This window comes from Dyella nitratireducens (genome assembly GCF_014642835.1).
GTDB classification, from domain to species: Bacteria; Pseudomonadota; Gammaproteobacteria; order Xanthomonadales; family Rhodanobacteraceae; genus Dyella_B; species Dyella_B nitratireducens.
In genome coordinates, this window is record NZ_BMJA01000004.1 from 47,657 (window position 1) to 72,509 (window position 24,853).

Annotated in this window: 22 protein-coding genes; 13 read left to right on the forward strand and 9 right to left on the reverse strand. The window is 60.9% G+C overall.

Annotated features, from left to right (window positions below; genetic code table 11):
- Positions 1–94: 94 nt before the first annotated feature.
- Positions 95–1,357 carry an MFS transporter gene (locus IEX75_RS19005; protein WP_188796710.1) on the forward strand — a complete coding sequence of 421 codons (1,263 nt, stop codon included), beginning with the start codon at positions 95–97 and terminating at the stop codon, positions 1,355–1,357.
- 75 nt (positions 1,358–1,432) lie between these two features.
- On the opposite strand, the gene IEX75_RS24250 is transcribed toward IEX75_RS19005, so the two are convergent.
- Positions 1,433–2,629 (reverse strand): YXWGXW repeat-containing protein, encoded by a 1,197-nt coding sequence (locus tag IEX75_RS24250; RefSeq protein WP_229720967.1) that lies wholly within the window; start codon positions 2,627–2,629, stop codon positions 1,433–1,435.
- A gap of 312 nt (positions 2,630–2,941) precedes the next feature.
- Here IEX75_RS24250 and IEX75_RS19015 point away from each other — a divergent pair, with 312 nt between their 5' ends.
- Positions 2,942–3,679, forward strand: a complete 738-nt coding sequence (locus tag IEX75_RS19015) for a 2OG-Fe(II) oxygenase (protein ID WP_188796712.1) — start codon at positions 2,942–2,944, stop codon at positions 3,677–3,679.
- Between the two features lie 37 nt (positions 3,680–3,716).
- Here the strand turns inward: IEX75_RS19015 and IEX75_RS19020 are convergent, their stop codons facing one another.
- On the reverse strand, positions 3,717–4,265 hold the full coding sequence (locus IEX75_RS19020; RefSeq protein WP_188796714.1) for a restriction endonuclease: 549 nt from the start codon (positions 4,263–4,265) through the stop codon (positions 3,717–3,719).
- A 491-nt stretch (positions 4,266–4,756) separates the two neighbouring features.
- On the opposite strand from IEX75_RS19020, the gene IEX75_RS19025 reads away from it, so the two are divergent.
- Both IEX75_RS19025 and IEX75_RS19030 read left to right on the forward strand, forming a co-directional pair.
- The gene (locus tag IEX75_RS19025; RefSeq protein WP_188796716.1) at positions 4,757–5,146 is read left to right on the forward strand and encodes a hypothetical protein; all 390 of its coding nucleotides are present in this window, start codon (positions 4,757–4,759) and stop codon (positions 5,144–5,146) included.
- Positions 5,147–5,268: 122 nt separating this feature from the next.
- Positions 5,269–5,643: a hypothetical protein gene (locus IEX75_RS19030; RefSeq protein ID WP_188796718.1), complete on the forward strand. Its 375-nt coding sequence runs from the start codon at positions 5,269–5,271 to the stop codon at positions 5,641–5,643.
- A gap of 66 nt (positions 5,644–5,709) precedes the next feature.
- On the opposite strand, the gene IEX75_RS19035 is transcribed toward IEX75_RS19030, so the two are convergent.
- The 4 genes from IEX75_RS19035 to IEX75_RS19050 all read right to left on the reverse strand — a co-directional run bounded on the left by IEX75_RS19035 (position 5,710) and on the right by IEX75_RS19050 (position 11,116).
- On the reverse strand, positions 5,710–7,494 hold the full coding sequence (locus tag IEX75_RS19035) for a GGDEF domain-containing protein (protein WP_188796719.1): 1,785 nt from the start codon (positions 7,492–7,494) through the stop codon (positions 5,710–5,712).
- Positions 7,495–7,502: 8 nt separating this feature from the next.
- On the reverse strand, positions 7,503–9,149 hold the full coding sequence (locus IEX75_RS19040) for a methyl-accepting chemotaxis protein (RefSeq protein ID WP_188796721.1): 1,647 nt from the start codon (positions 9,147–9,149) through the stop codon (positions 7,503–7,505).
- Positions 9,150–9,271: 122 nt separating this feature from the next.
- Positions 9,272–10,507 carry an MFS transporter gene (locus IEX75_RS19045; RefSeq protein ID WP_188796723.1) on the reverse strand — a complete coding sequence of 412 codons (1,236 nt, stop codon included), beginning with the start codon at positions 10,505–10,507 and terminating at the stop codon, positions 9,272–9,274.
- Between the two features lie 111 nt (positions 10,508–10,618).
- Positions 10,619–11,116 carry a VOC family protein gene (locus tag IEX75_RS19050; protein WP_188796725.1) on the reverse strand — a complete coding sequence of 166 codons (498 nt, stop codon included), beginning with the start codon at positions 11,114–11,116 and terminating at the stop codon, positions 10,619–10,621.
- A gap of 579 nt (positions 11,117–11,695) precedes the next feature.
- Here IEX75_RS19050 and IEX75_RS19055 point away from each other — a divergent pair.
- From IEX75_RS19055 to IEX75_RS19070, 4 genes are all read left to right on the forward strand, one after another.
- A complete protein-coding gene (locus IEX75_RS19055; protein WP_188796726.1) occupies positions 11,696–13,042 on the forward strand; it encodes a carbohydrate-binding protein in 1,347 nt (448 codons plus the stop codon).
- 253 nt (positions 13,043–13,295) lie between these two features.
- The gene (locus tag IEX75_RS19060) at positions 13,296–14,888 is read left to right on the forward strand and encodes a carbohydrate-binding protein (protein ID WP_188796728.1); all 1,593 of its coding nucleotides are present in this window, start codon (positions 13,296–13,298) and stop codon (positions 14,886–14,888) included.
- A 390-nt stretch (positions 14,889–15,278) separates the two neighbouring features.
- On the forward strand, positions 15,279–16,265 hold the full coding sequence (locus tag IEX75_RS19065; protein ID WP_188796730.1) for a sulfotransferase family protein: 987 nt from the start codon (positions 15,279–15,281) through the stop codon (positions 16,263–16,265).
- Positions 16,266–16,363: 98 nt separating this feature from the next.
- Positions 16,364–17,206 (forward strand): DUF3014 domain-containing protein, encoded by an 843-nt coding sequence (locus IEX75_RS19070; protein WP_229720968.1) that lies wholly within the window; start codon positions 16,364–16,366, stop codon positions 17,204–17,206.
- Positions 17,207–17,306: 100 nt separating this feature from the next.
- Here the strand turns inward: IEX75_RS19070 and IEX75_RS19075 are convergent, their stop codons facing one another.
- Positions 17,307–18,515 (reverse strand): YXWGXW repeat-containing protein, encoded by a 1,209-nt coding sequence (locus IEX75_RS19075; RefSeq protein ID WP_188796731.1) that lies wholly within the window; start codon positions 18,513–18,515, stop codon positions 17,307–17,309.
- Between the two features lie 312 nt (positions 18,516–18,827).
- Between IEX75_RS19075 and IEX75_RS19080 the strand changes: the two genes are divergently transcribed.
- From IEX75_RS19080 to IEX75_RS19090, 3 genes are all read left to right on the forward strand, one after another.
- Positions 18,828–19,328 (forward strand): DinB family protein, encoded by a 501-nt coding sequence (locus IEX75_RS19080; protein WP_188796733.1) that lies wholly within the window; start codon positions 18,828–18,830, stop codon positions 19,326–19,328.
- 54 nt (positions 19,329–19,382) lie between these two features.
- Positions 19,383–19,988: an RNA 2',3'-cyclic phosphodiesterase gene (gene thpR, locus IEX75_RS19085; protein WP_188796735.1), complete on the forward strand. Its 606-nt coding sequence runs from the start codon at positions 19,383–19,385 to the stop codon at positions 19,986–19,988.
- A 246-nt stretch (positions 19,989–20,234) separates the two neighbouring features.
- A complete protein-coding gene (locus IEX75_RS19090) occupies positions 20,235–21,020 on the forward strand; it encodes a class I SAM-dependent methyltransferase (protein WP_188796737.1) in 786 nt (261 codons plus the stop codon).
- A 162-nt stretch (positions 21,021–21,182) separates the two neighbouring features.
- Here IEX75_RS19090 and IEX75_RS19095 read toward each other — a convergent pair whose 3' ends face one another.
- Positions 21,183–22,313 (reverse strand): glycoside hydrolase family 18 protein, encoded by a 1,131-nt coding sequence (locus tag IEX75_RS19095; protein WP_229720969.1) that lies wholly within the window; start codon positions 22,311–22,313, stop codon positions 21,183–21,185.
- Between the two features lie 64 nt (positions 22,314–22,377).
- Here IEX75_RS19095 and IEX75_RS19100 point away from each other — a divergent pair, with 64 nt between their 5' ends.
- Positions 22,378–22,623 (forward strand): oxidoreductase-like domain-containing protein, encoded by a 246-nt coding sequence (locus IEX75_RS19100; protein ID WP_423373013.1) that lies wholly within the window; start codon positions 22,378–22,380, stop codon positions 22,621–22,623.
- Here the strand turns inward: IEX75_RS19100 and IEX75_RS19105 are convergent, their stop codons facing one another.
- Positions 22,624–24,126 carry a S10 family peptidase gene (locus tag IEX75_RS19105; RefSeq protein ID WP_188796743.1) on the reverse strand — a complete coding sequence of 501 codons (1,503 nt, stop codon included), beginning with the start codon at positions 24,124–24,126 and terminating at the stop codon, positions 22,624–22,626. It lies immediately after the preceding gene.
- A gap of 160 nt (positions 24,127–24,286) precedes the next feature.
- Here IEX75_RS19105 and IEX75_RS19110 point away from each other — a divergent pair, with 160 nt between their 5' ends.
- A complete protein-coding gene (locus IEX75_RS19110) occupies positions 24,287–24,814 on the forward strand; it encodes a hypothetical protein (RefSeq protein ID WP_188796745.1) in 528 nt (175 codons plus the stop codon).
- Positions 24,815–24,853 lie beyond the last annotated feature (39 nt).

Consider the following 24,853-nt stretch of genomic DNA (forward strand, 5'->3'; position numbering starts at 1 on the left):
GTTGGTCAGGATCAGGATGTTGGGGTTTGCACCCCAACCTACAAAAGCGCTTGTCTGGCAGAATCGGCCTTCTGCTTATCGGGAAGCCAAGCACATGCGTGATGCCGTAACCACTCCGGCCAATTCACCAGGCCGAGTTCTGTTTGCCAGCCTGATTGGCACCACCATCGAGTTCTTCGATTTCTACATCTACGCCACGGCGGCGGTGCTGGTATTTCCGAAGTTGTTCTTCCCGGCGGGCGATGCGGCGACGGCGACCTTGCAATCCTTCGCCACGTTCGCGCTGGCATTCGTGGCGCGCCCGATCGGTTCGGCCTTGTTCGGCCATTTCGGCGATCGCATCGGCCGCAAGGCGACGTTGGTGGCTGCCTTGCTCACCATGGGCATCTCCACGGTAGCGATCGGCGTGCTGCCCACGTACGACCATATCGGCCTGATGGCGCCCGCGTTGCTCGCTCTGTGCCGTTTGGGGCAAGGGCTTGGGCTGGGTGGCGAGTGGGGCGGTGCGGTGCTGCTGGCGATCGAGAATGCGCCGCCGGGCAAGCGCGCCTGGTACGGCATGTTTCCACAGCTTGGCGCACCACTCGGCTTTCTTGCCGCGACGGGCTTGTTTCTCTGGATCACGGAGAAGATGGGCGACGCCGCCTTTTTCGCATGGGGATGGCGCGTACCATTCCTGGCTAGCTCGGTGCTGGTGCTGATGGGTTTGTGGATGCGTTTGCGCCTGACTGAAACCCCCGAGTTCGCGCGTTCGATGGCGATGCATGAGCGCGTGAAAGTACCCATGCTCAATGTGTTCGCGCAGCACCCGCGTGCGCTCATCTCGGGCACATTCGCAGCGTTGGCGACGTTCGTCATCTTCTATCTGATGACGGTGTTCGCGCTGAGCTGGGCTACTTCCAAGCTTGGCTATTCACGCGAAGCTTTCCTGATCGTGCAGATGGTGGGCGTGCTGTTTTTTGCCCTGTTGATTCCGTTCTCGGCATGGCTGGCGGACAAGCGCGGCGGGCATTTCGTGATGCTGCTGGCCACGGCGCTGATCTTTGTGTTCGGCATCGCCTATGCTCCGCTGTTCGCGCAGAGCGGCATGCTGTTCATGGTGGTGGGCATGTGCGTGGTCGGCATCACCTACGGGCCGCTGGGCACGGTGCTGGCGCAGATGTTTCCTACTGCCGTGCGCTATACCGGCGCGTCGCTGGCGTTCAATCTGGCGGGCATTTTTGGTGCGTCGCTGGCGCCCTATATCGCCACGTGGCTGGCCAAGACCTACGGTTTGGCGTACGTGGGGTATTACCTTTCTGTGGCGGCTGCGCTGACCTTGCTTGCCTTGTTGGTCAAACCGCGCGAAGCGACGTAGCGGTTTGCTTTTTTGATGGCAAAAAAAGAAGCCCTGGTCAGCGCGAGCTGCCAGGGCTTTGTTGTCGAGTGAGGCTTATCCGCCCTGAGGGTGCTGTTCCTCGTGTTTGTTCTCATGGGGCGGCGGAGCCTGACGCGGCGGTGCGGCGGGGTGGGGCGCCTGCGCTGGGCGAGGTTCCGGGTGATACGCCGGTGCCGGCTGCGGGGCAGGGCGATAAGCGGGTTCCGGCCGAGGTGCAGGGTGGTAGGCCGGTGCCGGTTGAGCTTCAGGACGCGGCCGTTCCGGCGCCATGTCGCGTGGTGCTGGCGCTGCCTCCGGATGCGGCGGCGTGCGTGGTGCGAAGTTTTCAGGTCGTTCGGCCGGACGATTAGGTTCTACCGGTGCACGTGATGGCGCTGCACTAGGGTACTGCCCAGGATGGGGTGCGAAGTGCGCTGAGCGCAGCTCGGGATTTTGCGCAGATTGCGGACGTGCTTCCGGACCTGGATGCGGAGCGCCAGCCGATGCACCATGCGCTGCGACAATGCCAGCGCCCGTAAAAGCGGCTGCCCGCGCCGTGGCTGCGATCGGCGGAGCACCATGGTTGACCGAGGCGCGCAACGCCGGATTCTGGCGGGCCATCGTCATCTGCTGCTGTTGTGCCGCTACTGGCGGCGTGTGTTGCGCACGCTGGTAGGCGACTTGCTGCGCTGTAGGCTCTGCACGCACACCGCCATTGCCACCGTTGTAGCTCACACGATTGACGGTGACGTTGTTGATCACGGTCTGGTTGTACACGTTGGTCACGTGCACGTTGGTGATGTTGTTGACCGTGCGGTTGTAATAGAAGCCGTGCTGTCCCCAGTGGCCGCCTTCATAGCCGTGGCCGCCATAACCGTAGCCATAGTCGATGCCGCCGTAGTAGCCCACTTCGCGGCCCCAGTAGCCTTCATGGAAGACGTACACGCCATCGCTCCAGCCCCAATAGGCCGGCGTCCACAAGGCGCCGGTAAATGGTGCAAGCACCCAAGTGCCCGGCACCCAGTAATACTCGGCGCCGTCCCAGGCCCAATAACCCGGCACCCACATGTAGCCATCGTCGGGAATCGGTGGCTGGTCGTAAACCGGCAAGGGCGGCGGCGGCGAGCCCACGGTGACGGAAACGCCAATGGACACTTGCGCCTGCACCGGCGTTGTCACGAACGCGAATGCTGCTGCCGATAGCACGCAAGCGCCGAGCGCCAGCGCGCTGCAACGTGTTGCAGCTTTCCGCATCAATGCGTGGTGTTTCATGGATGGTCCTCTTCTGGCGTGGTTTGTGGGAGACAAACTAGCGCATGCCATGCGACGGAGAACTGAGCAGGAGTGAGGGCTGTTCCAGTTCAATTAAGCAGAGCGATGACGCTGGACACGGCATTCACATGCAAGCACTTGTATGGCTTGCGCAATCGGCAAATGAATCGCGCGTAAAACGCCTGGCAGCGATGTGCATGCGATGGATGCCAGGGGACTGCGTCGCGTGAAAATGACCTGCCCATCCCGGCAATAATCGGAGTGTGATGCCTCAAGGTGCGCGATAGTTTGAAGGTTTATAAGGAGCTTTCGATGAAGAGCCGTCACGCCGGATTAGCCGCACAGACGCAGAGCGTCGATCAGGACAAGCTCGATTGGCTTCGCATGGCTGCAGACCTTGATTGTTACGGTGCCGCCATCATTCCCGGACTGCTGCAAGCGGACGCATGCGATTCACTGGCTGCGTTGTATGGCGATGATCGCCATTTCAGAAGCCGGGTGGTGATGGCGCGGCACAGCTTCGGTAGCGGCGAATACAAGTATTTCGCTTATCCGTTGCCGGCGCGGATCCAGGAACTTCGCACTGCCTTTTATCCACCCTTGGCCGAAATCGCCAATCGCTGGAACCAGGCGATGGACATCGCCGTGCATTATCCGGCGACCCACGAGCAATACATCAAGCATTGCCACGCGGCCGGACAACGTCGCCCCACGCCTCTGCTGTTGCAGTACGGTGCCGGCGACTACAACTGCCTGCATCAGGATCTTTACGGTGAGCATGTCTTCCCGTTGCAGATGGCGATCCTGCTTTCCCAACCCGGCAAGGATTTCACCGGCGGCGAGTTCGTGCTCACCGAGCAGCGGCCGCGCATGCAATCGCGTGCGGAGGTGGTGCCGCTAGAGCAGGGCGACGCGGTGGTGTTTGCCGTGCATCACCGCCCCATGCAAGGCACGCGCGGGACGTACCGGGTGATGATGCGGCATGGCGTGAGCCGGATCCGCTCCGGGCACCGGCATACGTTAGGGATTATTTTTCATGATGCGACGTGATCAAAAGAAAACCGCGCATCGCGCGGTTTTCCATGGATCATGTATGCATCGCCGTGCGCGCCCGATGATGCATCGGCGGCGGTGAAGAAGGTGCCCGGAACGGCACCACGCTCGCATCGATTGGCAGCTGTGCATCGCTCAGCATGGCCAGTAGCGTCTCACCATAAATCAGCTCGAACGGCTTGCCGGTGACGAACTTCCACGCATCCTCGGTGTAGTCGCCGCAAGCAACGATCTTCACGGCGGAAGCGTGGTGGTATTTCATCAGGTTATGCATCTCGCGCACGTCTCTCACCGCGACGTTGCGATGTTTCCAATGGCGGCACTGCACCAGCGTCGTCATGCTGTGCTTGTGCAGGATGAGATCCAGGCCGTCATCCGCATCGGCACGACCTGCACGCTCCACTACATAACCGCGAAAGCGGAAAGCCTGCGCGACGCGTTCCTCGAAAACGCGCCAGTGCATCTGGCTCAGGTCGGACAGCTTGTCACGCACGATCAGGCGATGCATGCGCTTGCGATAGCCGACACAGGTCGCGAAGGCGGCGAACCAGCAGGCGATCAGAGCCATCCATAACAAGGTCATGTAGCTGGCACTATGGGGACCGTTCCCATAATGCAGGCCCAAGTAGACGCTCGTGCCGAACAAGGCGCCCGCGGGCCAATGCACCCGAGCGAACCGTTCAATGCGATGTGTTCCGTGCTTCGCCATCAACTCCCCCGAGCTGTGAACGCTGCTGCTGAACCGCGAGTTGACCTTAGCGCGGACCATGGTTGAGATCAGCGTGCAGCGCGGCATTCAGACGCAGCGCTGTTCTGTCGCGGCGTAGCGCGTTTTTACGGCACGCTTTTGTGCGGCGCAGCGATATTTTTCATGCCAACGTGGGCCATGGACGACATGAAGGCCAGCTGTCGCCACGCTTTTCACGTTTTCTCCATGCTTTGCCGCAGGGGTATGCTCTGACACGCGTCAATGGCCAACGACCGGATTTCCACGGCCTTTTCACATCTCGCATGCCACACCGGACACGCGGCATCGCCGCCTCGTCAATCCGCCTCGATGGGGAAGCATGGCTTATGAGCAAGACAGATACCTGGGGCAGCAACGCCACCGTCAACTGGGACGATCCGCAGCTGGTATCGCTGCTCAGTCGTAGCGAGAGCTGGAGCATCGACAACCGTGGCGGCTTTACGCCCCAGCATGTCCAGGTCTACCTCGGCTGGAGCGGTTCGGTAGGCCGCTCGGCCACCCTGGTGTGGGAGCGCGATAGTGCCGTGGTGGTAGAGACCACGTTCACTCTCCCGCAAGGCGAGCAAGTACGTGTGGACAAGCACCTGGGCCATCGCATCCGCACACTGTGGGGTGTGGTGATAGAAGGGCGCGAAGGGCATCGCGACGAGGATCGCCGCAAAGGCATCCACGTGTATTGGCTGCAGGTGCTGAACAAGACCCACGACGCATCCTAAAGAAACCCCGTCACGGGCCGATAACCGGCTGAAGCACGCCAGCCGTCCAAAGCGTCTACTCGACTTGCCGCATGCGGCAACGGGAAGCTGCTGGCTTGCTGTTCGCAGGAACAAAAAGCTGTATGAGCCAGATCAAATCCATGCCGAAGGTGTCGAACAATCAGGTGGACTGGAGCGATCCGCGCCTGGAAGCGCTACTACGCAAGACCGAGGAATGGAAACTCGATAATCGCGGCGCCTTTCCCTCCCAGGATGTGCAAATCCATCTCGGCTGGGGCGCCAGCGCCGTGCGCAAGGCAGTGCTGGTATGGGAAACCGATCGCGTGATGGTGCTGGAAACGACGTTTCAGATACCTCAGGGTGAGCATGTGCGCGTGGATCGTATCTCGGCCGGCAGCATGCGTACTGCGTGGGGTGTGGTGGCGGAAGGGCGCGAAGGGTTTCGGGAAGAGGACAAGCAGAACGGGGTGTACGTGCATTGGTTGCACCTGTCGTAGGTTGGGGTGCAAACCCCAACCTTGCCATCGACATCGACACGACGATGCTGGGGTTTGCACGCCAACCTACGCCAGCAATGAGGCTTCTCCCGCCAACAGATAAAATCCTACCTGTGCTCGCTTGGCATGCCGTTTTGCCCGCGCTGCCAAGGTTGCCAGCGTTTCCGGATGCCCAGGGAAGGGCGGCAATACACGCACGGCGCCGATCGCCACCGTGGTCAGCGGAAAGAACTGCGTATTGCCATGACGATCTTCACCCACGATGCCATGCCGGGCGACATCCTCATCGGCGAACAGACTGCGTGCCCGTTGGTTGAACAACGCCACCATGTGGCGGCAGCGCGCTTCCCAATCCTCGCTTTGCAGCACCAGCAGAAAATCATCGCCGCCGATATGGCCGACGAAATCGCAGCGCGGATTGACGTGTGCCGTGAGGATGCCGGCCAACAGCCGGATCATTTCATCGCCGCGGAAATAGCCGTATTGATCGTTGAACGGCTTGAAGTGATTGAGATCGACGTAAGCCACCGTGAAGGGCAGCTCGGCACGCAACAGCCGGGCGACATGTTCGGTGACCGGGATATTGCCTGGCAGAAAGGTGAGCGGATTGGCATAGCGTGCGGCTTCGATGCGCAATTCAGTCACGCGCCTTACCAGCGACTCGCCGGTGCCCAAGCCCAGATATTGCCCCTCGCGGGTGATCACGAAACCATCGCTGAGATAGCGCTGGTCTTGCCCGCGCAGGATATCGGCCATGCTTTCCAACGACTGGCGCACGTCGCACAGCAGTGGCGCTTCGTGCATGAAGGCGGTGCAGCTTTTGCGGCCGTAGAGTTCGCGCGTAAAGGGTTGCGCCATGCGTTCGCTGAACACGCGGCGGTTGATCAATCCGATCGGACGATCATCTTCCACCACGGCCAGGGCGTGCAGTTCGGGTTGCTGCGAGAAGATGGTGATCACGTCGTGGTTGGTATGGAGCGCGGTCAGTGCCGGCGCTTCGATCACCAGGTAGCCCAGATGCATCGGCCGTTGCGTCACCGGTCCGCGCGGACGCGGCAGCACGGACAGCGTGTTGGCGTCCAGCGCATCGCGCACGCTATCGCAGACGGCGTCGATGGTCTGCGTGGCAGGGTGGCCGAGCAGAAACCCTTGCGCATAGGGAATGCCCAGCTCGCGCAGCATGCGCAGATCGTCGATGTCTTCCACGCCCTCGCCGACCAGATCGGCACCGAGCGTTTCCGCCACCTGGCACAGCGCGCGCACGATGGCCAGGCGTTCAGCGCTCTTGGATAACCCGTGAATGAGATAACGGTCGATCTTCACCACCTCTGGATGAATCTCGTTCCACATCTCGAAATTGGAATGCCCGTTGCCGAAATCGTCCAGCGCGAAGCGCACGCCGTGGGCACGCAAGTAGCCCAAGGCATGCGCAAGACGCGCAGGTTCTTCGACGATGTCGCGCTCGGTGAGTTCGATGGTGATGCGGCTCAGATCCGTGCCGCCGCTGCTGAGTGCAGCGAGCAGATCGTCGGGCTTGATGGCTTCCTGCATGAACGCCTGGGCGCTCATATTGACCAGCAGGCGGCCGTGCGTCTTTTGTACGCCAAACGCGCGGCATACCGTCCGCGCGGCAGTCAGTTCGAATTCGCCCAGGCGACCTTCGGCACGCGCCAGATTCAACAACTCCGGCGTGCTGATATTGCCCAACTGCTCGGTGGAGCGAGCCAAGCCTTCATGCGCAACCACGTCCATGGTGTCCAGCCGGATCAGCGGCTGGAACATGGCTACCAGGCCGCTTTGTGCGCGGTCCAGCAGCGAAGCGAAGCGGGCGTTGTCGCGCAGGAAGACCATAGGGACTGTCAGGCGGCCTCATCCCAGAGGGGTTCGGCATACGGTTCGCTGGGCACGGCATGGCCGTTGTGTGTCAGCCTCGGTTTCGCGCCGTGTTCCTCGATGCGGAAGAAATCCATTTGGTGCAGCAAAGCTTCGGCACCGCTGCGCATCGCCAGGCTCATGCTGGCTGTGTGCTCGACGAGTGCCGCGTTTTGTTGCGTGGCGCTGTCCATGTTGGCGATGGCGTGATTGACCTGTTCGATGCCCGCTTTCTGTTCGCGGCCGGACCATGCCATGCCCGCCACTTTCTCGGAAACCTGCACTGCGCTCGCTACGATGTTGGCCAGTGCCTCGCCGGAACGTTGGGCATGACAGCGGCCGTCGTGCACGGCATCGGCGCTTTCTTCGATGGATTGTTTCACTTCGCGCGCAGCCACTGAGCAGCGTTGTGCGAGTTGCCGCACCTCTGCCGCCACCACCGCGAAACCACGGCCATGCTCACCGGCGCGTGCCGCTTCCACCGCGGCATTGAGTGCGAGCAGGTTGGTCTGGAAGGCGACGTCGTTGATCAGGCCGACGAACTCGGCGATGCGCTGGCCCGAGCGGTCGATGGCGTTCATGGCCGTGACCGTCTCGCCGACGATGTGTTGCCCTTGCTCGGCCAGTTCGCGTGAAGCGGTCGCGACATGATTCGCTTGTTCGGCCATCGCAGCAGCTTCGGCTACGTTGGCCGCCATCTGCTCCATGGAGGCAGAACTTTCTTCCAAGCTGGCAGCTTGCGATTGCGTGCGCTGGCTCAACGCTTGCGTGTCCTGTTCCAGCCGCTGCGCGTCGTCACGCACGCTGGCGGCGCTCAGGCGAACTTTGCGCACCACGTCGGCAAGCTGGTTGTCCATGGCTGCGAGTGCACGCAGCAGTTCGCCGATTTCATCCTCGCGGCCGACGGCTACCGGCTCACCTAGTTCACCGCGCGCAATGCGCTGGGCGACACCGGCAGCGAGGCGCAGGCGTGCACCGAGCAAGCGAATGAGGACGCCGTCACTGACCGAAGCCAGCAGCAAGGCGCCGGCGAATACCGCCAGCACCACGAGCAGACCCTGGCGATTGGCGACATGCTGACTTTCCGCCGTGCTTTTGCCTGCGGCGAGGGCGTTTTCGAACAGATTGGTGAAATCGCTCTGCAGCGGCACCAGCGCAGGTTGCACGTCGGTGGCCAGCTTCAGTTGTGCGATATCGAATTGCCCGGCTTGCAATAGGGTGAGCGTGTCATCCATGGCTTGTTCGGCATCCTTGCGATGCTCCGCCGCCACGGTGAGCAGCGCTTTCTGTTGCATGCCGAGCCCGCTTTGCAGCAGCGGTTTCCAGTAGCGATCGATATCCACGCGATTGCTTTTGAGCGCGGTGGCGGCATCGTCGGCAGCGGAGGGGAGGCGCATCAGTACTGCGTGCGAAAGTGCCTGGAAGTCGTTGTTGAAATCACTCTGGATGCGGCCGACATCGGAAATCGGCGCCAGCGTACCGCCGACGACGGATTGAATGCGCTGGTCCGCTTTCATCAGCAGCACGGTACACGACGCACCGATCGCGATCAGCAGAAGCAGGATGCCGGCGAGGCGAAGCAACAGCAGCCGGCGAAGCGTGAGACGGGATAAGCCGGAGGGAAGTCGAAGCATGGGGCACCTGGGGAAGGGGATGCTTTCTGTTCGGCAGAAACGGCTTCGACTTGAGCTGGGAAAATCCTAAAAAGTATTATGTTTCAAAGGTTTGACAGAAGCGTTGCGGTCTTGATACCGCGCTAGCCGTTTTTCGGTCCGGGATGCGCCAGCGCCGGCTCCTTCATGGCCTGCACCTGCAACACCAGCGCAAGCACCACCGAAGCCACCGCCGCCAACGCGGCAAAACCATAGATGGCGTTGTAGCCCATGCCGCCGGCCACCCAGCCACCGAGCGGGCCGGTGATGGCCATGGCGACATCCATGAAAACCGAATACACGCCGAGCGCCGAGCCGCTGCTATGCGCGGGTACGCGATGCACGGCTTCCACGCCGAGTGCAGGGAATACCAGCGAGAAGCCGAGACCGGCGATGGCCGCACCAATACCAGCCAGCATGGCGGTGGAGGCCAGGCACAGGACGATCAGGCCGACGGCTTCAATCGAGAGCGACACCATCGCGACGCGATAGCCACCCACCCTTGGAATGGTGCGCGCAAAGATGAAGCGCACACCCACGAACACCACGCCGAACACGGTGAGCGCCAACGCCGCGTTCGACCAACCGTGTGCGGCGTAGAACAACGTGATGAAGGTGGCTATGCAACCAAAGCCGATCGAGCCGAGCGCCAGCCCGATGCCGTACGGCACCACGCGTGCTGCCACGGTGCGGAACGATGCCCGTTCGCCGGCTGCGCTCATGGTGGCGCGCTTACGTTGCGCAAACGGCAAGGCGGCCAGCGGCAGCAATAAACTGACCGCCCCGATGGCGGCAAAACTGAACTGATGATCGAGCAGTACGCCGAGCGGTGCACCCGCCGCCAGCGCACCGTAGGTCGCTACGCCGTTCCACGAAATGACGCGCGCGGTATGACGATGTCCCACCTGGCCCATGCCCCAAGCGATAGCGCCGGTACCGACACAGCTTTCTGCACACCCCAGCGCCAATCGCGCGAGGAAGATCAGGCTCAAGCTAAGCCACGGTGTATGCGGAGCCAGTGCGGCCAGCAACAAAAGCGCGCCGCTGGCTGCACACATCGTGAGCCCGGTCATCACCGTGCGCTTGGGCCCTTTCGTATCGGCCATGCGCCCGGCGTGCGGGCGGCTGAGCAAGGTGGCCACGTACTGCATGCTGATCGCCAGGCCCGCGAGCATCGCGCCGAGGCCGAGGTTCGTATTGACGAACCCGGGCAGCACGGCCAGCGAAAGACCAATGGTGAGATAGGCCATGAAGGTGAACGCGACGGTGCTGAGGATCGCCAGCAGCACGCCGGACTGGCGACCTTCCAGGGTCGCTGGAGAATGAGAGGCGTCGGCCATGATGGAAAGGGCAGGAGAAGCCGGATGGCGGCGACATTATAAGCCTGTCATGGTGCGGTGCGTCATGCATGGATCGGTACGAAGCTTGCCCAATCCGTCATGGGGTCTCCATCAGGCCGCTGCTGCCTCCAACTTATTCAGATCCAGCTTCTTCATGGCTAACACCGCTTTCATCACGCGCTGGGCTTTGGCGGTGTCGCCGGAGGTGAGCAGCTCGATCAGCTGCAACGGCACTATCTGCCAGGAAACCCCGAAGCGGTCCGCCAGCCAACCGCATTGCTGTGCGGCAGGAGCACCGCCTTTCGACAGTGCGTCCCAGTAACGATCGATGTCCTCCTGCGTGCGGCAGTTCACCACCAGCGATATAGCGGGGGTGAATGCGAACACTGGCCCGCCGTTGAGCGCGGTGAAGTGCTGGCCATCCAGCTCAAAAGCCACGGTCATCACGGACCCTGCCGGCCGATGGGCTGCCTTGGCGCTTTCGCTGTCGTAGCGGGTGCTGGCCAGGATGCGGGAGTTGTCGAACACCGACACGTAATAGCTGGCGGCTTCTTCCGCTTCTTCGTTGAACCAAAGGAATGGGGAGATGCGTTGGAAGCGATCGCTCATGGCTGTTTCTCCAATGGGGAAGGGCTCTATCAATGCGACGAGCATCGTCGCTTGAAATCGACAGCAACGTTGACGTTTTGGATCACATGAAAGGCCACACGTGATACGACGTGCTGGCTATCGTTGTCACTTATGTCTGGCCATTTGTGTACTGCGCAACCGGCTCTCGTGTATCTATCCTGCGGCAGCGTTTCCGGTCGATATCGGATTTACGCATGAAAGATTGTCCCGGGGCATCGCAGCGCGTCTACGTGGCCAGTGCTGCAATGCGGCGGTAAAACCTGCTTTTCCAAGGTGTTGCGGGTTATCGGCGTGCATGCAATGTGAATGCATGACGCGAGCGACATGACATTTTTTCCTTTGCGATGGGAATCACGTTCTGGCGTGGGCAAATCGGCCAATCGCACTGGACAACGTTGTCATGAGAGGCCGATACTCGCGCCGCTTTTGCAGCTTCATGACAACAAGCGGTGCCACGCAGGAAGCGGCTGGCGACTGTCCCCCATGGCCGTCCGGAGTGCGGTTGTGAATCGCCGATGTTCTTTTCACTTGTCCGTTCATCCGTCTGGAGACAGTCACATGCTTGAGAAGAAGAAGTCGACGAAGTGGTCCACCCTGGCCTTGAGTTCGTTGAGCACCGCGATCGGTGCGGCGATTTCCACCACCGTGCTGACGGTGGCGCCAGTTCAAGTCGTACATGCACAAAGCACCTGCGCAGCACCATGGAGCGCAAGCGCGATTTACACGGCTGGCAATACGGCCAGCGAGAACGGCATCAACTACAAAGCGAACTGGTGGACGCAGGGGAATGACCCGGCCACCAACAATGGCGGCCCGGGCAGCGGGCAGCCGTGGACATCGCAGGGCGCATGTACATCGACGCCGACGCCGACCCCGACCCCCACGCCGACTCCAACACCCACGCCCACGCCTACCCCGACGCCTACGCCCACTCCAACACCGACGCCTGCACCGAGCGGCTTCGTGTTCAGTCCGTACAAAGACATCACCATCAATCTCAACTGGAACACCAACGTCATGCAGACGGCGGTGACGGGTTCCACGATCCCGGTGGTTGGCAGCGGCAGCTTGTATTCCAACTATGAGCCGAATCTCCCGGCGATTACGCTGGCGTTCGCTACCGGCACGTGCGGCAGTGAAAACTGGGGCGGCGTATCGGCATCCGGTTTCGTCTCCGGCAACATCAATGCGCTCAACAGCGCCGGCCTGAACTACATCGTGTCGACGGGTGGCCAAGCAGGCACGTTTACCTGTTCGTCGCCTTCGGCATTCGAGAGTTTTATCGCGACTTATTACACGTCGCACATGGTCGGTGTGGACTTCGACATCGAAGGTGGCCAGTCGCAGGCGGATATCCAGCAATTGGTAGCTGACGCGGCAGCTGCGCAATCGCAGTATCCGAATCTGCGCTTCTCCTTCACGGTGGCGACCCTGGGTGCCTCGGATGGCAGTTATGGCAGCGTCAACCAGCTGGGGCAGTGGGTGATCCAGGCAATCCAGGCGTCCAGCCCGGCCATCAACCACTACACCGTCAACCTGATGACGATGGACTACGGCGGTACCAGTGCAGCCAACTGCGTGGTGGTGAATGGTGCGTGCGAAATGGGGCAATCCGCGATCCAGGCGGCGACCAACGTGGAGCACACCTATGGCATCCCGGCCAGCCATATCGAACTGACGCCGATGATCGGCCAGAACGATTCGCAAGGTGAAATCACTACGCTGGCGGATATCGACGCCATCACCAACTACGCCACGGCAAACGGCTTGGCCGGTGTGCATTTCTGGTCGCTGGATCGCGACACGCCGTGCGCAGCGGGCTCGGCCTCGGCCACGTGCAACTCGTATCCCAGTGTGGGGGCGTTGGGATACACCAATGAGATCCTGAAGGATCTCGGCAAATAACAAGCAGGGACATTCAGGGGGAATCCCGCAGCGGTCCGGCGTGCGTACCGGACCGCTGCGGATGCAACAGCGCGGAAGGCGGATTGGCGAGGCGCGCCGCGCATCGATGTGAGTCATCGCAAAACCATTGCAACGCAACACCGGTGCATGGATGCGTGACGGCGTCCGCTCCCGCATGGCCGTCCGGAATGCGGCCATCACCACGCCGCTATTTCTCACCTGTAACGGTTCATCCAACTGTGGAGACAGTCCCATGCAAGTGAAGAGATCAACGAAGTGGTCCACCCTGACAATGAGTTCGTTGGGCACCGCCATATGCGCGGCGCTTTCCACCACTGTGCTGACAGTTGCACCTGTGCAAACCGTGCACGCGCAATCCACCTGTGCCGCGCCGTGGGTTTCAACCGATGTTTATGTCGCCGGCAACGAAGCCAGCGAGAACGGCGTCAACTACGTCGCGAACTTCTGGACGCAAGGCAACGATCCGGCCACCAACAATGGTGGTGCAGGGAGCGGTCAACCATGGACGTCGCAAGGCTCATGTAGCGGCGCGCCAACGCCGACGCCCACACCGACGCCGTCGGGCTGCGATCCGGCCTGGAATGCTTCCACGGCTTACAACGGCGGTGCGGAGGTCAGCGAGAACAGCGTCAATTACAAGGCAAATTTCTGGACGCAAGGAAATAATCCAGCCACCAACAATGGCGCGGCCGGCAGCGGTGCGCCGTGGACGTCGCTAGGCGCTTGCAGCGGTGCGCCGACACCCACGCCTACGCCAACTCCCACGCCGACACCCACGCCGACACCCACCCCAACGCCGACTCCGACACCTACCCCAACGCCGACACCCACTCCAACACCGACGCCCACTCCGACACCCAGCGGCTTCGTGTTCAGTCCCTACAAGGACATGAGCATCAACATGAATTGGAATACCTACGCCATGTCGACGGAGGTGACCGGTTCACTGATTCCGGTCGTTGGTAGCGGCAGCCTGTATTCCAACTATGTGCCGCAGCTGCCGGCGATTTCCCTGGCGTTCGCCACTGGTGAATGCGGCAGCGAGAGCTGGGCAGGCGTGACGCCATCGGAATTCATCTCCGCCAACATCACGCCAGGCGCTGCGAACTCGCTCGCCAGTGCAGGTTTGAACTACATCGTTTCCACCGGCGGCGCGGATGGTGTGTTCACGTGCGGATCGGCATCCGCGTTCGAGAGCTTCATCGCCAAGTACTACACCGCGCAGATGATCGGCGTGGATTTCGATATTGAAGGTGGACAATCGCAAGCGGAAATCCAGCAGCTGGTGGCAGACGTGGCAGCAGCGCAATCGGAGTATCCAAACCTGCGGTTCTCTTTCACCGTTGCTTCGCTGGGCGGGCCAGACAGCGGCACGGGTACGGTCAACGAACTGGGCCAGTGGGTGGTGCAGGCGATTCAGGCATCGAGTCCGGCGATCAATCACTACACCATCAACCTGATGGTGATGGACTACGGCAGCGCCGGCAGCTCCAATTGCGTGGTGGTGAATGGCGTATGCGAAATGGGCCAATCCGCGGTGCAGGCGGTGAAGAACCTGGAGCAGTACTACAACGTTCCAGCGAGCCACATCGAACTGACGCCGATGATCGGTCAGAACGATACGTCAGGTGAAATTACTACGCTGGCGGATATCGACACCATCACCAACTACGCCACGGCGAATGGCCTGGCCGGCGTACACTTCTGGTCGCTGGATCGCGATACGCCGTGCGCAGCGGGTTCGTCATCGCCCACCTGCAACTCGTACCCGAGCGTGGGCCAGTTGGGCTACACCAACGAAATCCTCAAGGACATCGGCAAGTAATGACAGGGACAGGGGAATCCGCGCTGGCCGGGAGGCATGCCTGGCCAGCGCGGCGAGGCGAAGGCGGCCACCGGCACGTAAGTGCCGGTGGCTTTCTGCAACCGCTGAGAAGCCAACGAACACGCGCCTGTGACGTCTTGCGCACTAGGGTTTGCGTCGCAGTCTGCAGGGGAAATCAAACTATACGAAACGCCGTGGCCGGTCGTTGCCAGCAAGCGAGCGGACTCGACTTAACATTTTGCAACACAAGCATTTTTTGTAGACAGAACGATGACGGGTGTGTAAGTTGTGTCAACTTACGGCAACCTGACGCGTTAGCTTGTTTTCACGAGCCGGCTGCGACGCAGGTTTAGTAGCCAATAATAAGTAAGCAGGGGGCGCCAGCTGCTCATGCAAAGAACGTTTGTTGTTGGGTGTCCGCGTTCGGGCACCACCCTTGTGCAGGCCATGCTGGCGCGTCATCCGCAAGTTTTTACTCTTCCCGAAACGGATTTTTTCCCTCGGCTGCTTGGCGGTCTCGATCATCGTTTTGGCGATGACGGAGCCAAGCCGCGTCGGCGCAATCTTGCTCGTCGCCTTGGTTTGACGCGCCGCTATGGCCGGCGTCAATACACCGCGTTGCAGCGTTCGCTGCTTGGCGAGGATCGGGCAACTGCGCGCGCGCCGTGGCTGGTGGATACCTGTGTAAAGCGCTTCTTCGCCACGCTGGACCAGCTTGCCGAACGTGCAGGGCGTGCGACGTGGATCGAGAAAACGCCGCATCATCTGCTCTATCTGCCTGAGATTGAGCATCATCTTCCGGATGCACGTTTCATCCATGTGATCCGTCCCGGCATGGATGTGCTGGCATCGATCATGGATGCGTATCTGCGCTACAACAACCAGTCTTTCAGCGGCGGCCTGCTTATGTGGGCACGCCGCTGGAATCGCGCGATGGACATACACCGCACATGCATCGGCGTGCGCAATCACTACTTCGTCTTTCTGGAAGATCTGGTGCGGCAGCCGGCGGTGGAATGGCAACGCCTTTGCAAGTTCCTGGAACTGCCGACCGATCTCGAACTGGACCAGACCTGCCATCAACATATTGCCGATCCCAAGGCAGAACCTTGGAAACAGGCCGCGCTCACCGGTTTGCCGCAGCAAGCGGATAGCAAGGTGGAACAGCTGTTTGGTCCGCAGTTGCGCGAATGGCTGCGTGAAAAGCTAAGCAGCTACGAAGATCTATACGCGGCCAGCAGCCTGGCCTACAACCGCGACGACAGCTTTGGCATGCCGGTTCCTGTTCCGCCGAAAAAGCGCGAAAGCAAGGTTGCCGTCGAAGCCGATACGCGCGCGCCGGCAGCGGCGACGGAAGGGCGTTTTCGCGTGGCTTGATGGATGTCGCGTGACGTTGCGTGCTTTACGCGCGGTTCGAACGAATACGCAGCATGCCTGTCACAATGGATGTTCTCCACTGTGAAACAGGCAGCATCGTGAATCGTAGAGCCCCCCAACAGACTTCGTACGGCGGCTGGATCGCAGCCATCATCGTCGTGCTCGCCGTAGTGGTGGCGGGCATCTATCTGGTGCAGCGCGCCATGCATCCGGCTTCATCACCGGCGCCTTCGCCGAGTCCGCCATCGACGCAAGCGGTTCAGCAACCAGCAAGCGCGTCGTCGACCATCCAGCATCCCATTGCACAGGCGAACGCCGGGCCGGCGTCGGCATCCACCGCATCGTTACCGGCCTTGACCGACAGCGATGCCAGCGTGCGGGAGATGTTGGAAAGCATGGCCCATGGCAGCAGTTTCGGCTCGCTGCTGCAAAGCCAGATCATTTCGCGTGTCGTTGCAACGGTCGATGCGTTGCCGCGCCAAGGCATGGGCAGCACCAACATCCTGCCGTTGCGCACGCCCAGCGGCACGATGTTGACGCAACAGGTCAACGGCGCCACCGTGATCACTGCCAACAATGGAGGGCGTTATGCGCCTTACATGACAGTGCTGAATGACGTCGACCCGCACGCACTGGTTGCCTGGTACAAGCACAACTACCCGCTGTTCCAGGAAGCCTATCGCGAGCTGGGTTATCCGCATGGCTACTTCAACGATCGTCTCATCGTAGCGATCGACGACATGCTGGCCGCGCCCGACGTGCGTGATCCGGTAGCGGTGGTGCGGTCAGGCCCGCACTACCATTTCGTCGATCCGCAGTTGCAATCGCTGTCGAACGGCCAAAAGCTGATGGTGCGGATGGGGCCTGGGAACGAAGAGCAGTTCAAGGCGAAGTTGCGCATGATTCGCGCGTTGCTGGCAGGTGCGCAGGTGGCGCATTAGCCGGTAGCGATGTGCGTGGCAACGTTGGGGTTTTGCACTCCAGCCTACAAAAAAGGCCCGCGACATGCGGGCCTTTTCATGACTGTCGATGTTGCTGCAATCATCCATGATGTGACTCATGTCCGCCGCCACCGCCACGCGGTGCGCCGCCACTGGACGGATGCGGTGCGGGCGCCGCGCGATAGGCATGGTATTGCGGTGTCGGCGCACGGTACTGAGGCTGCGGCTGCGGGTGATACGCAGGGGCCGGATGGAAAGCCGGTGCTGCGTGATAAGCCGTCGCAGGTGCGCGGTAGGTATTCATGACGGGCCGGGCAGCATGGCTTGCGGGTGCGACACCGGTAACGCCGCCTGGCCGATAGGCATTGCTGTAGTTGCCGGCCGGACGTGCCACGTTTGCCGAGGCAGGTGTATTCGCATGCGGCGCAAAGTTCGACGAGCGCAAGGCCATGCCATTATTTGGCTGCGCCGCTTGCGGTGCATGCACCAGGTTGTTGTTCATGCGCTGTGCGTTGAATGCGGCAGGCGTGAATTGACTACCGTGGGCTGGCGTCACGCCAGCGCCAGTGAAAGCACCAGGGCGTTGCGTGGCCGCGACCGACGGATCGCCATGATTGAACGAGGCGCGCATCGCAGGATTGTGACTGGCCAGGTTCATCTGCTGCTGTTGCGCGGCGATCGGTCCCATGCGCGCTTGGCGAGCGAAGGCGGTCTCCTGCGGTGTTGCATGCGCCATGACACCGCCGTGACCGCCGTTGTAGCTGACGCGGTTGACGTTGACGTTGTTGATCACCGTCCTGTTGTAGACGTTGGTGATATGCACATTGTTGATGTGGTTGACGGTGCGGTTGTAATAGAAGCCGCCATGGCCCCAGTACCCGCCGCCATAACCGACGCCGGTATAACCGCAGCCGTAATTGATGCCGCCGTAGAAACCCACGTGATAGCCCCAGTAACCGCGGTGGAAGACATAGAAGCCGTCATTCCAGCCCCAATAGCCCGGCGTCCACAACGCACCATAGAACGGTGCGATCACCCAGGTACCAGGCACCCAGTAATACTCGGCGCCATCCCATGCCCAATAGCCGGGCGTCCACATATAGCCAGGGCCTGGAATCGGCGGTTGATCGTAGATGGGCAGTGGCGGAGGCGGTACGCCAACCGAAACGCCGACGCCGATGAACACACCGGCATCTGCTTTCTGTGGCAGTGCGGCGAACGCGGCAACGGCACCAAGCAGACCTGCCAGCGCACGCACGAGCAAGGTGCGCTTTGTAGAGACTTGCTGCGTAAGGCTGATGGCTTTCATGGTGTTTCCTCCTGGGTCTGCACCGTACTAGAGAAAACGCAGAAGAGATCGCCACGTTGCCTTCACGACGCGTGACAAGTTCGCAGCGGTTCAGCAGCATAGGCAGGCATTTCACTTTTACGAAGCGCGCAACTCACTGTGCGAATGCGGGTTTGATGCTTTCCGAATCATCGTTAAACGGAAAAGTGACTGTTTGCTTAGTTGAGCCTTAGCGATGCCGATCGTTTAAGGTTCGTCATCCCGCCACAAGCCGAGGCGAGGAAGGAGCGGTTGTTGAAGTTCGGCGCCGATCAGGAAAACCAAGGACAGCTCATGCCACAGCTTCACCATCTCCAAACACTTACCCGTTACCGCGCCTGGGCTGATCACCTGCTTTTCCAGGCGCTGGCCAATATGCCCGAAGCATCGCTGACCGCTGCGCAGCCGATCGTGTTCGGGAGCCTGCTGCGCACGCTTAACCATGCCTACTGCATGGACAAGGTGTGGGCGGCGCACCTGCAAGGCGTGCCGCATGGTTTCACCTCCCGTAATCCGGAAGAGTGCCCAACATTCGACGTGCTGCGTGCTGCCCAGGCGGAGATCGACGAGTGGTACGTGCGCTACGCCGAAACGCTCGACGATCAGGCTCGCGAGGAAGCCGTGCGATTCACCTTCATCGGTGGTGGCGAGGGTGAGATGCGCCGCGGCGACATCGTGCTGCACGTCGTCAACCACGCGACCTATCACCGCGGGCATGTGGCGATGATGATGTACGGCATGTCGGTGCCGCCGCCGACCACCGATCTTCCCGTGTTTCTGCGCGATGCTGGCTAAGCGATTACACGTACTGCATCTTGATCGTCATGCATGATGCGCTACCCTTCGCACATGAGCAGGACCGCACCACCTACGGCTCAGGCTGAACTCTTTCACTCATCCGTCGGCGCGTTTGCCGAAACGCATCGGTTGTTCTTTGCGCTGGTGCCGGATGTTGCCACGCGTCATGAGATCAATCATGGCGCTGCAGCGGTGCAACAGCAGCATCCGAAGTTGCGCGCACGCTGGGTCAGGCCTGAGCGTTTTCATGCCACGTTGAACTTCCTCGGTGACTTTCCCGCTGTGCCGGATGAAGTGGTGGAAAAGGCGATGGCGGTGGCCGATCAAATGCGCGTGGCACCGTTTGCCTGGACGCTGGATTATGTCGCCAGCTTCCGTGGTCGTGAGCCGCCTTGCGTGTTGCGCAGTTCGCAAGTGCCGGAGCCGTTGCTGGCGCTATGGCAGGGCATGCATGCCGCGCTTGTCGAAGCCGGTTTGCGTCTGCGCAACGAACGTCAGTTCACGCCGCATGTCACGCTTGCCTATGGCCGGCATGAATTGCCTCAGGCGACACCAGTGACTCCTATCGTCTGGCAGGTCGACCGGTTCGTGCTGATCCATAACGTGGTGGGGAAGGGCAACTATCAGGTCCTGGGGTGTTGGAAGCTGTCCGAATAAACCGTTCCATGGGCCACAAGTCACTAGGCATGCCTAAAAGACCGAGAGCACAATCAAGGGTGATCTGACCCATTCTGCGTGGGCGTCACCGTTACTGTCTGTTCGCATCCCTTCGGCCCGCCGGCTCGACAGACGGCCAGTCTGCCTTCACTGACGGCCCTGCGGCCTGCGAACAGACAGTAACGGTGACGCCCACGCAGAATGAGTCAGAGCACCCTATGCTTCCCAACCCATCAGGAGATCGTCATGCGTTCGATATCCGTTGTATTGCTCGCGGCATTGGCTGTGCCCTGTGCAACCGTGCTGGCACAGACGCCGCAGGCGAATCATATGCACGCCATACAATACGTGCCGCCCTATGTCCGCGCAGCGGTCGCCGATCCAGCACGCGGAAAGGACACCAGCAACGATGCGCGCCGCAAGATTACCGATGTGATGGTTTTCAGCGAGGTAAAGCCTGGCCAGAAGGTGCTTGAGCTGATTCCCGGTAGTGGTTATTTCACACGTGTATTCAGCAGCATCGTCGGTGCCCAAGGGCACGTCTACGCGTTGTGGCCCGATGAATACGTCAAGGTCGACGGCGATGAATTTCCTCCATTCCAGAAGCTGGCCGCTGACCCGCATTATTCGAACGTGAGCGTGCTCACGCAGCCTGCGGCGCAACTGAGCGTGCCGGAGCCGGTGGATATCGTGTTCACCTCGCAGAACTATCACGACTATCCGGATAAGTTCATGGGCAAAGTCGATCCGGTTGCGTTCGACAAGCAGGTTTACAACGCGTTGAAGCCGGGCGGCTTGTTTATCGTGATCGACCACGTGGCGCCGACGGGATCAGGCATGGAGGATACGGATACCTTGCATCGCATCGATCCGGCGATCGTGAAGAAGCAGGTGGAGTCGGTGGGCTTCGTGTTTGCGGGCGAAAGCAACGTGCTGCGCAATCCGAATGATCCGCACACGATCAAGGTGTTCGACAAGTCGATACAAGGGCATACGGATCAGTTTATGTATCGGTTCCGTAAGCCGGGTTGATACTCGCTCTTGCGCGATCTAAACCCTCCCCTACGTGCTGTAGGGGAGGGTTTGGGTGGGGTGAAGCGAATCTCGCTGTGAATTCAAATTGTGCGGCAAGCCCATGCAACCCCACCCCGGCCCTCCCCTGCCAAGCAGGGGAGGGAGTAGTGACGTAACGCATTAGTTACTCAACCTCTTCCACATCACATCCAGCAATTCATCCGTGGGATCGGTCGTCTGCTCCCAATACATGATCCCGCCCAGATGCTCCGCCTTGACATAAGCGGCCTTGGCAGTAATCGACTGCGGATCATCATAGGTAATGAAACTGTGCGTCTTGGCGTTCCATAGCCACGGCGCCTGTGCGGCATCATCCCAGTGACGCACATAGCCTTGCTTGTTGATGAAGTGCTGCTTCAACACGGGCCACGGGAGCATGCTCTGGAACTTGCCATAGGTCTGATACAGACCATCGTGCTCGGGTTTCACATCGACGAATTCACGTCCATACATCGCCGCGCCAATCAGTAGCTTCTGCGGCGGCACGCCGGCGGTGAGGAACTGCTGCACGGCACGGTCGGTAGTGCGGCCGTCGCCCTTGATCAGCGGCGAGGCGTGCAGGCCGGTGTGATGGCCGGTCGTGGGTGTATTGGCGTTGACGAAGTCGTAGGTCATCAGATTGAACCAATCCAGCAAGGGATTGATCGCCGGAATGTCGACGCCGCTGACGAAGGGGCCATCGGCAATCGCCACGCTCAGCGTGTAGTGCTTGCCATCCTTCTGGCCAATACGATCCAGGCTGGCGCGGACTGCCTTGAGCAGCAGGGTGAAGTTGGTCTTGTCTTCGGGGCTGGACTTGATGCCCGACTCGTGATGGCCGGGGTATTCCCAATCCACATCGAGGCCATCCGCATGCTGCGTGGAGAGCATTTGTGCGGCGGTGTCGGCGAACAGTTGGCGTCCTTCGGCCGTGCTGGCTGCTTCGGAGAAACCGCCCACGCTCCAGCCGCCTACCGATACGTCCACCTTGAGCTTGGGGTTGTCCGACTGGAGCGCGAGCAGTTTCTGTAGGCCTGCAGCGTGTTCGTTGTCGAGCATCACATGGCCATCCTTGAGTTGCGCGAACGCGAAGATCAGCGTGTCGATCTTGCCGACGTCCTTGGTCTGTCCGGGCTCCCAGCCGGTGGCGTAGCCGACGATGCGGTAAGGCGACGGCGGAGCGTCTGCCGTAGCAATGCTGGTTGCCGCACACAGGAACGGCAACAGCAGTACGGCCATCCATCGGCCTGGACGAAACGGAATGTTATGCATCGGTGCACTCCCACAATGAATCGATGATGCGCCGCTGTGCTTGATGCCGCAGCGGCGGGCTACCATGTTGATGATGTCTGATTTCCATGTGCGCATGAACGACACGCCTTCCCCGAACGAACACCTGCTACGCGACGATCCGCCGCCGCGCCCACCGGTCGAGCCCGATGCCGGCGATTGTTGCGGCAACGGTTGCGATCCCTGCATCTTCGACCTGTACGAGGAGGCGCGGCAGCACTATCGCCAAGCCCTGGCAGCGTGGCGGGAGCGTCATCCGGATGTGGATCCGGGCACGCTCCAACCGCGCTGATCAGCGCGCGCCATACATCGTCTTGACGTCCTGAAGAAAAGCCGCCTGGCTGGACGGCCGCGTATAGAACATGTGACCGCCGGGATATTCCTTCACCTGTACGCGTGTCGGATCGCCCATGTCCGGCATCTGATCCACGATCAGGACGGAGGCCATGAACGGGCAGGACAGATCGTCCCAGCCGTGTGCGATCAGCACGTGCAGGTTGGGATCGTTGGCGACGGCTTCGCGCAGCTGTTTCGCCGAGCCCTCGTTAGCGTCATCGTCTTCGTGCCAGGCCTTGTTCACGTCATAGCTCAGCGCGTTGTAGCGGCCGTAGTATTTCCAGCCCACGGTCTGCGTGACGAAGTTGACCATCGCCGTGGTGGTCGGCGCGATGATGCCGTTGAGGATCGGGTCGCCGCCGACCTGGTGCGGTGCATAGGGGAAGGGATCCCACGCGGTGACGTTGGAGTCGTAGCGGCTGCCGAGCTTGCCCTCGCTGCGATATACCTCGCGCAGATAAGCCTGTGTTTCCAGGCGTCCGCCGGAGCGCTTGACGAACACCGGATCGAGGCCGGTCAGTTCGGTCACTTTCTTGATCATTGCATCGGTGGCGGCCGGATCGGTGTGTCCCTTCATCAAGGCGACTGCGTAGTCACCGCGTGTGTAGTCGATGATTGGCGCCATTGCTTCGGCCGTCAGCTGGTGGTCGCGCTCCAGATGCGCGGCGGCAATCGAAGGCAGCGTCAACATCCACGGTAGCGGCGAGACGTTTTCGTTGTCGGAGGCCGCGGCATCCAGATACGGCGACAGCAGCACCACGCCGTTCATTGCCACGCCGAGCTGTGTCTGCAGATATTCGGTAATGCGCGGTCCGCGGAAGCCGCCGTAGCTTTCACCGACCAGATACTTGCGCGATTCCATGCGGCCGTTCTTCACCAGCCAGTCGTAGACGATGCGCGACAGGTACGTGATGTCATTGTCGGTGCTGTAGAAAAGCTTGGTGGCCTTGTCCTGCGGTACCAAGGCACGGCTGTAGCCGGTACCGATCGGATCGATGAAGATCAGGTCGGTGAAGCCGAGCCAGGTGCCGGGATTGTCATGCAACACTGCCGGGTCGGAAGGGTTGGAGCCCTCCACCCCGAAATTCACCCGCTTCGGGCCAATCGCGCCGAAATTGAGGTACACCGACGAAGCACCGGGTCCACCATTGAGTGCAAAGGTCACCGGACGGTTCTTGCCGGGCATCGTGTAAGCCGTAAACACCACCTCGCCGGTCACCGTGCCTTTCTCGTCGCGCACCGGCAGTTTGCCGACGGTGACGGTGTAATGCAGCGTGTGTCCATCGATTTCAGCGGTTTGGCTCACGTGCGCGTCGGCTGGCAGCGGCGGCAAATGGAGAGTATCGGCACTCCCCCCATCTTGCGTGGATGCGGGCTTGGCATCGTCATCGGCGTGAACCAAGGGTGCTGCGGTGACGAGCAGTGCAGCGAGCAGGGCGAATGGCAGGGTCTTGCGCACGAGGGCTCCTTCGAGAACATCAAATCTCACAAGGGTAGCCAAGCACGCGCCCGCGGCATTGTGCCCAAAGGCATGGATCACGTTATGAGTGGCCAGGCGTTGATGCGGTTGCTGCGCTGCATTAAATTCGGCGCTGATTTTGGGGAGACAGGGGTTACCTATGAAACGCTTTTTGGTGATCGCCACCGCAGCAGCGCTGCTCAGTGCCTGCGGTGGACAGAACGTGCACGAGGCTGCAGCGATCGGCGATCTGGTGAAACCGGGCACGGCGCCTTGGCTGACTGTTACGGGCGGTGCGGACAAGCTCGATGTGCGCGGGCTCGATCACAAGCTCACGCTGGAACCTTCGCCGAACCTGGCGACGGCCGTGCAATCGCAGCTCGGTGGGCAGCTGGCTGCCAGTTACGTGCAGGACCTGGTCGTGACCTGCAGTGGCCTCACCACCAGCCTGCGCGTCGATGAAGACAAGTCGCCCGGCAACGTCGCCATGGAGCTCGGCGTGCACTGCTCGCTGTGGGCGCACGGCTTTGAGGCCGAGCATGATTACAAGACGCAGCCATCCGCGTCGGTGGCCGGTGGCGGGGGCGATCAGGCTTATGCCCAGGCATTGCCGAAGCTGCTGGCCGATGGCGCAGAAGATATTGCCGCGCAAATGCGTGGGGACATTCGCAAAATTGGGCGTCGATGACGTCGTGTAGGTTGGGGTGCAAACCCCAACATCACGCTG